Source organism: Neobacillus sp. NPDC093127 (genome assembly GCF_044754175.1).
In the GTDB taxonomy this organism is placed as follows: Bacteria; Bacillota; Bacilli; order Bacillales; family Cytobacillaceae; genus Neobacillus.
Genome location: NZ_JBIVOP010000009.1, coordinates 197,303 through 204,843 on the forward strand (window position 1 = coordinate 197,303; position 7,541 = coordinate 204,843).

At 39.4% G+C, this 7,541-nt stretch carries 7 protein-coding genes; 4 read left to right on the forward strand and 3 right to left on the reverse strand.

The window, feature by feature from the left end:
• Nucleotides 1-105 precede the first annotated feature (105 nt).
• Together ACIQCO_RS14700 and ACIQCO_RS14705 are read left to right on the forward strand one after the other, a co-directional pair.
• A complete protein-coding gene (locus tag ACIQCO_RS14700; protein ID WP_400429802.1) occupies nt 106-1,608 on the forward strand; it encodes a carboxypeptidase M32 in 1,503 nt (500 codons plus the stop codon).
• On the forward strand, nt 1,605-2,525 hold the full coding sequence (locus ACIQCO_RS14705; protein ID WP_400429805.1) for a DMT family transporter: 921 nt from the start codon (nt 1,605-1,607) through the stop codon (nt 2,523-2,525). The genes ACIQCO_RS14700 and ACIQCO_RS14705 overlap by 4 nt, the downstream gene beginning before the upstream one ends.
• Before the next feature lie 36 nt (nt 2,526-2,561).
• Here ACIQCO_RS14705 and ACIQCO_RS14710 read toward each other — a convergent pair whose 3' ends face one another.
• Genes ACIQCO_RS14710 through ACIQCO_RS14720 form a run of 3 tightly spaced genes read right to left on the reverse strand, consistent with a single transcriptional unit; the run spans nt 2,562 to nt 4,876 of the window.
• Nucleotides 2,562-4,229, reverse strand: a complete 1,668-nt coding sequence (locus tag ACIQCO_RS14710; protein ID WP_400429808.1) for a b(o/a)3-type cytochrome-c oxidase subunit 1 — start codon at nt 4,227-4,229, stop codon at nt 2,562-2,564.
• The gene (locus ACIQCO_RS14715) at nt 4,229-4,705 is read right to left on the reverse strand and encodes a cytochrome c oxidase subunit II (protein WP_400429811.1); all 477 of its coding nucleotides are present in this window, start codon (nt 4,703-4,705) and stop codon (nt 4,229-4,231) included. Before ACIQCO_RS14715 ends, ACIQCO_RS14710 begins: the two co-directional genes overlap by 1 nt.
• Nucleotides 4,706-4,726: 21 nt before the next feature.
• Nucleotides 4,727-4,876 (reverse strand): cytochrome c oxidase subunit 2A, encoded by a 150-nt coding sequence (locus ACIQCO_RS14720; protein WP_400429814.1) that lies wholly within the window; start codon nt 4,874-4,876, stop codon nt 4,727-4,729.
• A gap of 679 nt (nt 4,877-5,555) precedes the next feature.
• Between ACIQCO_RS14720 and ACIQCO_RS14725 the strand changes: the two genes are divergently transcribed.
• Both ACIQCO_RS14725 and ACIQCO_RS14730 read left to right on the forward strand, forming a co-directional pair.
• Nucleotides 5,556-6,644, forward strand: coding sequence for a type III polyketide synthase (locus tag ACIQCO_RS14725; protein ID WP_400429816.1), 1,089 nt, complete (start codon nt 5,556-5,558; stop codon nt 6,642-6,644).
• Nucleotides 6,645-7,214 carry an isoprenylcysteine carboxyl methyltransferase family protein gene (locus ACIQCO_RS14730; RefSeq protein ID WP_400429817.1) on the forward strand — a complete coding sequence of 190 codons (570 nt, stop codon included), beginning with the start codon at nt 6,645-6,647 and terminating at the stop codon, nt 7,212-7,214.
• Nucleotides 7,215-7,541: the final 327 nt, after the last annotated feature.

Below are 7,541 nucleotides of genomic sequence, written 5' to 3' on the forward strand. Positions count from 1 at the left end.
TATATTTTACAACAGAAATTTATTTCTGTTGTCTTTTTTATTTCTTCGCCTTTCTACTTTTCAGAAAAGTATGATAAAATTTGGATATAAAAGGGGGGAACTTCGATGAATGTTACACAGATAGAAAAAGAGTTCTTAGAATATGTGAAAAAAATGTCTGCCTATAACGAAGCATTAGGATTAATTTATTGGGATCTAAGAACAGGGGCACCTAAGCAGGGGGCGGCGCAAAGGTCTAAAGTAATTGGAATGTTATCATCAGAAGTCTTTAAAATGTCTACTTCTGAAGAAATGGCAGCATACATAGCTAATTTATCTAAACAGCAAATGTCCGAAACGACTAGGAAAATTCTTGAAGAATGCAAAAAAGATTACGATCGAAATAAGAAAATACCTGCGGAAGAATACAAAGAGTTTGTAATTCTCCAATCTAGGGCGGAAAGTGTTTGGGAGGAAGCAAAGGAAAAAGCTGATTTTGCTTTGTTTAGTCCTTACTTAGAAAAGCTGGTTGCCATGACAAAACAGTTCGTCAGCTATTGGGGCCATGAAGAAAATAAGTATGATGTCTTATTAGATATGTACGAACCAGGTATGACGATGAACGTTTTGGATCAAATATTTGGTGAACTAAGGGATAATATTGTTCCTTTGGTCAAGCAGATTTCAGACTCGGCTCATAAACCTAAAACGGACTTTCTATTTGAAGAATTTCCAAAAGAAAATCAACGCGAATTCAGTTTAAAGGTCCTAGAGAAAATGGGGTATAACTTCAATGCAGGCAGACTGGATGAAACGGTTCATCCTTTTGCCACCGGTTTAAATCCTGGTGATGTTCGCGTAACAACCAATTATGATGAAAATGACTTCCGTACAGCCGTTTTTGGTACGATTCATGAAGGTGGTCATGCCTTATACGAACAAAATGTTTCAAAAGACTTGATTGGGACACCACTTTGCACAGGAACGTCAACGGGGATTCATGAATCACAATCCCTTTTCTATGAAAATATTGTAGGAAGAAGTTTTTCATTTTGGCAAAACAACTATGAACTGTTAAAAACATATGCAAACGGTCAGTTTGATCAAGTGGAAATAGAAGACTTTTACCGGGCGATTAATGAATCCAAGCCATCCTTCATTCGAATTGAAGCAGATGAATTAACCTACCCGCTCCATGTCATTATTCGCTATGAAATTGAAAAAGGGTTATTTAATGATGAAATCGAGGTCAAAGATCTTCCTGAAATTTGGAATAATATGTATGAAGAGTACTTAGGCATTCGACCTGAAAACGACGCTCAAGGTGTTCTTCAGGATGTCCATTGGGCAGGAGGAAGTTTTGGTTATTTCCCTTCGTATGCCTTGGGTTATATGTATGCAGCTCAATTTAAGCATAAAATGCTCGAGGAGCTTCCGAATTTTGACCAATTAGTAGCGGGAGGGGATTTACTCCCAATTAAGGAATGGCTGACGGAAAAAATCCATCGCTTTGGAAAATTGAAAAAGCCGCTGGAAATAGTAAACGATGTAACAGGTGAAGACTTAAATGCTAAATATTTAATTGATTACCTTTATGAGAAATATGGAAAGGTTTATCAGTTGAATTGAAGAAAACCCTTCCCATCGTTTTAATCGCCGTTAGTGCAGGGTTATGGGGAATCATTGCTATTTTTGTTAGAAAATTAACGAGCCTTGGATTTACTCCGATGGAAATTGTTGCTGTCAGAGTAGTGACAGCAGCTGTTTTACTAGCATTAATTGGAATCGTAAAATACCGGGGCCATTTGAAAATAAGCTTCACTGATGTTCCGCTATTTATTGGTACGGGTATCTGCAGTATTGTTTTATTTAACTGGTGCTATTTTTCGGCCATTAATCAAATGAATTTATCGATTGCCGTGATCTTATTGTATACTGCTCCGGCGTTCGTCACCGTATTATCCTATTTTTTTCTAAAGGAAAAAATGGAGTCGGTCAAACTTATTTCGGTCACAGGAACAATTCTAGGCTACGTCTTGATTGCTGGACTTAATGTGACCGATGCAGCCACAATTAGCGCCGCAGGCCTATTAACAGGGCTTGGTGCTGGTTTTGGCTACGCACTTTACAGTATATTTGGGAAATTTGCCTTGAAAAAATATCGGCCATTTACCGTTACACTTTACACGTTTATTGTTGCAGCGATTACCTTGCTTCCAATAACCGGACTGTGGAAGAAGGGGAGTGTGCTTGCCACAGGAGATGTTCTTATATATGGAATAGGTCTGGGGCTTTTTCCTACAGTCATTGCTTACTTATGCTATACAAAAGGGCTTGAGAAGATAGAAAGCAGTAAAGCGGCTATCATTGCTACGGTCGAACCGGTTATCGCAACTCTATTAAGTGTTTTACTCTATGGAGAAGGTTTTGGGATAATCCAAGGGATTGGATCGACTATCATCCTATTATCTGTTTTATTAATTAACTTTCCTAAAGGGTCTTTTAGTAAAATACAAAAGGAAAAGGCTTCAATCGACGTCGATTGAAGCCTTTTCTGCATTTACAAGATTTTCACTTTCTTATCACCACTTATTCCAGGTCTGGAATCCTTTAGAACCTGGTGGTGCGTTTTGGATGATATCGATAAACGGTATCGTGTAAGCGAAAAGAATGAGAGCTGCGGTAATGCCAAGCCATAATTTCCAGTTTTCAAACACCATTGGTGCTTTTTCTTCAGGGTTTTCTGCTTCAGCAACAGGGAATTCCTCTTCCCCTTTAGGAGCAAAGAAAGCTAGATTTACAAAAATGATTAAAACGAGAATTATACCAAGGAATAAAATCGTCCCGCCAACTGCTTGGGCAATTTGGTAAGGGATCCATTCAGCCGCTTGCTCGGAACCGCCGTAAGTGGAGAATGCAGAACGTCTTGGTCCGCCCAGCAGCCCTTGGATATGCATCGACCCTGACATGAAGGCCATCCCTATGAACCAAACCCATGCCTGAATAATCGCTAATTTATTCATAGCTTTTGTTAATCTACGTCCTGTTAAATGCGGAACTAACCAGTATGAAATTCCAAAGAACGTCAACACAACCGATGTTGCTGCTGTTAAATGGAAGTGACCAGTAATCCAAATCGTGTTATGCACGACTTGGTCCATTTGGTTGGAAGCATTGATAATACCACCTGCACCGGCAGGAATAAATGCAGCCATCCCAATGAAAGGAACGATAAAGCGTGCATCGCCCCATGGGAGTACTCTAAACCAGCCAAACAAACCTGTTGCTCCCTTGCTGCGTCCATATCTCTCAAATGTTGCGAATAGAGAGAACGCCGTCATTAATGAAGGGATTACAACCATGAAAGTAAGGATTACCTGGAAGAACTTCCAAGCAGGATCAATTCCCGGCTCTGTTAATTGGTGATGGAAACCAACCGGAATCGAGAAGAGCAGGAACAGGATAAACGATAAACGTGCTAGTGAATCTGAGAAAATTTTTCCGCCAATAATTTTAGGAATAATCGCATACCAACACATGTACGCTGGCAGTAACCAGAAATACACTAATGGGTGACCAAAATACCAGAACAATGTACGGCTGACTAGGACATCAACAGTATCAACTAATCCAAGTGACCAAGGAAGTAATTGGAATAAAACCGTAGCAGCAACACCTAATGTAGCAACGATCCACATAACCGTATTGATTACTGCCATAAAGCTTAGTAATGGACTTGGTTGACCAGGATTATTTTTACGCCATCTCGCATATGTCATGATTTGTGCTGCACCGTCAATCCAGCTGCCGATAATCACAAAGGTTAAGCCCAAGTAAAAAATCCAGTGTGCTTTTAGTGGAGCATAGAAAGTGTACAGTACAGATGCTTCCTTCAGAAGAACCATTGTTGCTGCCATTAATGTACCGACTAACATGATCCAGAAGCCAATCCAGCCAGTCCGTCTAGCGGCATTCGAGTGTCCGCCTGTTGTTCGGCTCACCGCCGCATATTGAAATCCCATAATAAAGAAAGTAGTTAAAACAAGACCCATTAATACACCATGTACTGTTAAGATTTGATAATAATCAATTCCCCATGGAAGCTCCCATTTGCCGGAACGGACAAGAGTTTGCAGGAGCCCCATTAATCCGCCAAGGGCAAGCGCCGAAAAGGCAACAAAAAAGTGTGCCATGGAAAGCTTTGCATCACGCGGGTCAACTTTTACTTTTGCAGCTGTAGAAGTAATCATTATTTTACCACCTCAATCTTTGAGAACATTAAATGGTGTCCAGCACCACAGTATTCGTTACAAACAATTAAAAATTCGCCTGCTTTGTCAAATGTTGTTGTATATTCACTGATATAGCCAGGTTCAAGCATCATATTAATATTTGTTCCAGCTACTTCAAAGCCGTGTATAACATCCTTTGTGGTAGCAATTACTTTAACCTTTGCCCCAAGCGGGACTTCTACTTGTGCTGGATTATAAGAGAAAGCTGATGCGACGTAGACTAATTCATATTCCCAAGCTTTCCCATCTACTTTATGCAGGCCTGGTTCATTAAATGGTTTTTCTTGACCAACCGTTTCCGGATTAACGGTGGTTAAACAGCTTGGCGGTTTGTTGCCTAGATAGAAGGCGCTAACCCCAACGACTGTCAAAAAAATGACCAGGCAGCTTATCCCGAAAATCAGCCAGATTTTTTCTAATTTATGCATGTGCATACTTTTTTCCCCCCTAAAAAGTTAAAAACGATCTACGAATAGGTAATAAACACTTACCCATGTAACAATGATAAAGATTCCTAAAAAGAAAACAGATGCTAATGTCCCTTTGAGAGAAGAGCGATCTTCCATCTCTGTTTTTTGATTTGTTTTCAGTTCCGTTTTTGCCATCCCCAAGACTCCCTTCCGAAAATAGAAAATTAACTAAATTAGTTCTCTTTCATCATACAAAACAATTGTGAAAGTAAAATACTAAATTTGTAAGTTCACAAATTGTTCATTCCTTAGATATTTACTATGGTAATGGTAAAAACTTGATGTAACAGTGATTTATATCACATTTAACATCGAGTAAATGTGAATAAAATGTGAACAATCACACCTTACCTGTGATAAAAGTAATTGATAAACACTTCACATACTTCGAATTCCTGTTTTTTAAAAAATGGGAGTCACATTTCAAATTAGTTAAAATATGATAAAAATAAATGTCCTATTTTCCTTGAGAAATGAGTGTGTTTTTGTGGAGAAGTATTATTGTGAAAAATGCCGGCTCCTATATAATGAAGCAGCAATCTGTAAAATTTGCGGGTTAGTTGCGGGAAACAAAATAAAAATCGAAGTTCAAAAACAATCAGAAAAATAATCAGTTAGGCACTTAATAAACCACTGGAAAAGATTGTGTAATGATGTGTTGTAAAATCCGCGCTATAATTGAAGTGCACAACAACAACAACCTTCAAAACGTTTGCTTCCCTACATGGGGAGCTTTTTTTTGTCTTTTGAGTCATATGAATAATTATTGGTTAATTGGTAAAAATACCCTTACGACCGTTGAAGGAGTATGATGATGCCTACGATTATTTCAGTTGCAGAGGTTATTCCTCCATATGAAATTAACCAAGATCAAGCGTCGCAATTTGCCAGAGAGCTTTTTGCTGAATCATTTAAAGATATTGAGAGACTAATGAAGGCCTTCCAAAATGGACAAATTGAAAAAAGACATTTTGCGAAAGGGCTAGAATGGTTTAAAGAAAACCATTCTTTTGAAGAGAAGAATCATGCTTATATAGAGTCCGCAGTCACACTTGGAAAAGAAGCGATTGTCAAATGCTTAAACAATCAAGACTTTCTTAAGAGACCGATTGCTTACGAAGAGGTCGAGGCCATTTTTTTCATATCAACAAGCGGGATTTCAACCCCAAGTATTGAAGCAAGAATAATGAATCAATTGCCTTTTAATCCGCATACGAAAAGGATACCGATTTGGGGGCTGGGCTGTGCAGGAGGGGCTGCCGGGTTATCAAGGGCCTATGAATATTGCTTGGCTTACCCTAAAGCAAAAGTCCTTGTTCTGTCAGTCGAGCTTTGCAGCTTGACGTTTCAGAGGAATGACCTTTCGAAAAGTAATCTGATTGGAACTTCTCTTTTTGCTGATGGGGTTGCCTGTGCATTAGTTTGCGGCGATGCTGTGAACCATAAGATTATTAGCAAGAAGGCGTCGTCACCTTCCATCATCGCCACCCAATCGACCCTCATGCCTAATTCTTTGGACGTGATGGGCTGGGAAATAAGAAATACAGGTTTATTTGTCCTGTTTTCTCGTGATATTCCCCATATTGTCGAGGAATGGCTAAAGCCGAATGTCAAAGGATTTTTAGATGAGCATGAAATCGAACTTGAACAAATAGACTGCTTTATTGCCCATCCCGGTGGAAAAAAAGTCATCGATGCTTACGTGAAGGCGTTAGATATTCCAGTTTCCATGACCGAGGTATCGCTTGAAGTTTTAAAACAGTTTGGAAATTTGTCCTCGGCAACTATTCTTTATGTGCTGCGGAGATATATGGAGATGGACATTCCTAAAGACGCAATTGGACTTGGAACCGCTCTTGGTCCGGGGTTTAGTTCAGAATTACTTCTTTTGAGGTGGATGTAAATGAAGAATCTTCTTCCATTTGTTCTATTAATTGGTTTCATCGCCATTCAGCGTGTTGTGGAACTTTTTATCGCCAAAAGAAATGAAATATGGATGAAGCGGCAGGGAGCCGTAGAATTTGGTAACAAGCACTATAAGTATATGGTCTTTATGCACCTGCTTTTTTTCATTACTCTTTGTTCCGAAAAAATTTTATTAAATCGCGGACTATCACCGATATGGCCAATATTTCTAGCTATTTTTATACTTGCGCAGTTCATAAGAGGCTGGGCCATTTCCTCACTCGGAAAGTTTTGGAATACAAAAATACTTGTCTTAAAGCATGCGCTGGTAATCAGGAAAGGACCATACCGCTTTTTAAAGCATCCTAATTATTTTGTTGTCGCGACGGAGCTGCTTGTCGTCCCGCTGCTGTTTAATGCCTTCTATACGGCACTGTTGTTTTCGATATTCAACTTCATGATCCTGTCAATCCGGATACATGAGGAAGAGAAAGCGCTTAGAATGTTTACGGAATATGACGAAGTCTTTCAAGACTGCCATCGGTTTATCCCAAGGATTGTTAAATAAATGTGACAGATGCACTGCGGATATTGAAAATGATTATCAGCCATGCTAAAATGAAGGCAACAATGAAAATCATTCTCAGGTAGACTGATAAGGAAGGTGTTACATATGGCGTTTGCGTTTGTTGGTGGCACGATTTTAATCTATGCATTTGTCATGAAGCACGTCTTAAAGAATGTTACCCAATAATGAATAACTATTTAATTGGCCAAGGATCCATACCTTGGCCTTTTTGCTGGTGTGCCAGGCATGGCAACTATCTAGGTGGTGAAAGTCCACTGTGGGGGTACACATCGACCAACCACTAAGGAGGCGCAAGGTACTTACCGT

What these genes read in the sequence shown, in the direction of transcription:
- ACIQCO_RS14710 (WP_400429808.1), bottom strand. Translation starts at nt 4,229, where the DNA reads ATGATTACTTCTACAGCTGCAAAAGTAAAAGTTGACCCGCGTGATGCA.
- ACIQCO_RS14715 (WP_400429811.1), bottom strand. Translation starts at nt 4,705, where the DNA reads ATGCACATGCATAAATTAGAAAAAATCTGGCTGATTTTCGGGATAAGC.
- ACIQCO_RS14725 (WP_400429816.1), top strand. Translation starts at nt 5,556, where the DNA reads ATGCCTACGATTATTTCAGTTGCAGAGGTTATTCCTCCATATGAAATT.
- ACIQCO_RS14720 (WP_400429814.1), bottom strand. Translation starts at nt 4,876, where the DNA reads ATGGCAAAAACGGAACTGAAAACAAATCAAAAAACAGAGATGGAAGAT.
- ACIQCO_RS14700 (WP_400429802.1), top strand. Translation starts at nt 106, where the DNA reads ATGAATGTTACACAGATAGAAAAAGAGTTCTTAGAATATGTGAAAAAA.
- ACIQCO_RS14730 (WP_400429817.1), top strand. Translation starts at nt 6,645, where the DNA reads ATGAAGAATCTTCTTCCATTTGTTCTATTAATTGGTTTCATCGCCATT.